The following is a 1578-nucleotide window of genomic DNA, read 5'->3' as shown; positions in this document are numbered from 1 at the left end:
TAAAAATAGCCATTTCTTGGATCAAGTTGAAAAGTTGGAGGACAGCGTAAATTTTAAGCATAAAGTTTAGTTAGTCTGTAAAGGAAGAATTCAACAGATCTAATGCCGCCAGTTAACCGAAAGTCTGCATTATGGATGTTTTAGAGGGAATTTTATCTTCTTTGTCTCTACATCCTCTTTTAAGCTATAGTGCATTAAGAACACCCATCATTATAGGTAATATTACCTGCAGGAATGTATTTTTATTATGACGATTCCGTTGGACACATGCTTGAAACGGGCTATTGGCATATAGTAGCACGGCAGGAGAGGTGGAGTTAATGCGGGGATGACTTCCGGATGTATTGTCCCGATGAAATTGAGTCAGCAAATGGATGGAAATCAAAACGGGGCATAGCAGCGCTGCTTCAGTGTAAGGCTGTAGTTGCGGAAAGAGATATACTATTTAGAGGAAGGAGGTATAAGGGAGGCATCAAAATATCTACCAGAGGCAAGATCGCTTTATTCCAGTTGGATGACGGATGGATATGCGTGTGGCCAGGCAAGTTTGAAAGGTAATATCCTCAGCTTTGGAAAAGGACGTTTATTAGCATATTTAGGTACTTGTGGCGCTGCCACCGCAATAATATCTGCGGCCATGTATTGTCTGTTGCCCGATGGTCCATCTTTGTACATCGCTCTTACCTGGAAAACTACTACCAGTGTACCCGCCGCGGGTACGTCCAGCGAAACATTTGATTCTTCGAAAGTGGTATCGGGATCGAGCATTAATGTAACCGTTTCGCTACCCACCACCTGACATGATATAAAATCAATACGCGTTGCAATCACTTTTACTTCCAGCGCAACAATACCTTGATATCCGACAATAGTTTGTGCAGGAATATTTAGTATCCCGTTGCTGAAAAGCCGCGGAGCCACTGTAAAGAAACGATCTACTCCGGTATGCTGATTGAAGCGGAAGCCCGTTATGGCCGCATGATGATCGCCGGCAGCAATGAGTATCCTGTTCAGACGATTGATGTGGCCGCCGTCGCAATGGATATCCAGGTTGCTATGGAAAGCATGACGGATAAAAGCGCCTTTCCTGCTGGCTATGCCAAAGCGCCGGGATGCGCGGCGAGTAGCAGCCGTTTGCCGTACGCTTTCTGGCATGCTGCGCAGGAAGTATTTGCCATTGCGCTTATAGCCTATAAGATGACCGAGTTTTCCCGTAAAAGGAATGATAGACATTTGTTTTGCCATGGGAGATAATTTTGATAGGGTAAAAGTAGCATAACCCTGGGAACGGGTTTGCGGGATAGATTGAAGATTATCTAAGCCTAATGCCATGAGTATTGTAACATATTCAAAGATAGTTCGGGAGAGATTTGAGAATGGCAAATACGAGTGTATTGGCATTTAGAGAATATCGAAAAAATATATTCCCAGGTTTCAACGGATCAAGTTGAAAACTTGGGGGATTAGTGGAAATTTTAAGCATAAAGTTTAGTCAATCTGTAAAGAAAAAATTCTACGTCCCGTACACCTCTGAGTGCATTCCTGAAGGACTTTATTTTGGCATTAAAAGACTCCGCA

1 protein-coding gene is annotated in these 1578 nt (G+C 43.2%); it reads right to left on the bottom strand.

Annotated features, from left to right (window positions below):
• Positions 1-501 precede the first annotated feature (501 nt).
• Positions 502-1332: a hypothetical protein gene (locus tag VIP81_RS10315; protein ID WP_331959480.1), complete on the bottom strand. Its 831-nt coding sequence runs from the start codon at positions 1330-1332 to the stop codon at positions 502-504.
• Positions 1333-1578: the final 246 nt, after the last annotated feature.

Origin of the sequence: Chitinophaga sp. (assembly GCF_036566945.1) — a bacterium.
Lineage (GTDB): Bacteria > Bacteroidota > Bacteroidia > Chitinophagales > Chitinophagaceae > Chitinophaga.
This window is presented reverse-complemented; position numbering and strand designations above follow the sequence as displayed.

Bases quoted from the DNA above. Each gene is read 5' to 3' on its own strand.
- VIP81_RS10315 (WP_331959480.1), bottom strand. From the start codon at position 1,332: ATGGCATTAGGCTTAGATAATCTTCAATCTATCCCGCAAACCCGTTCC.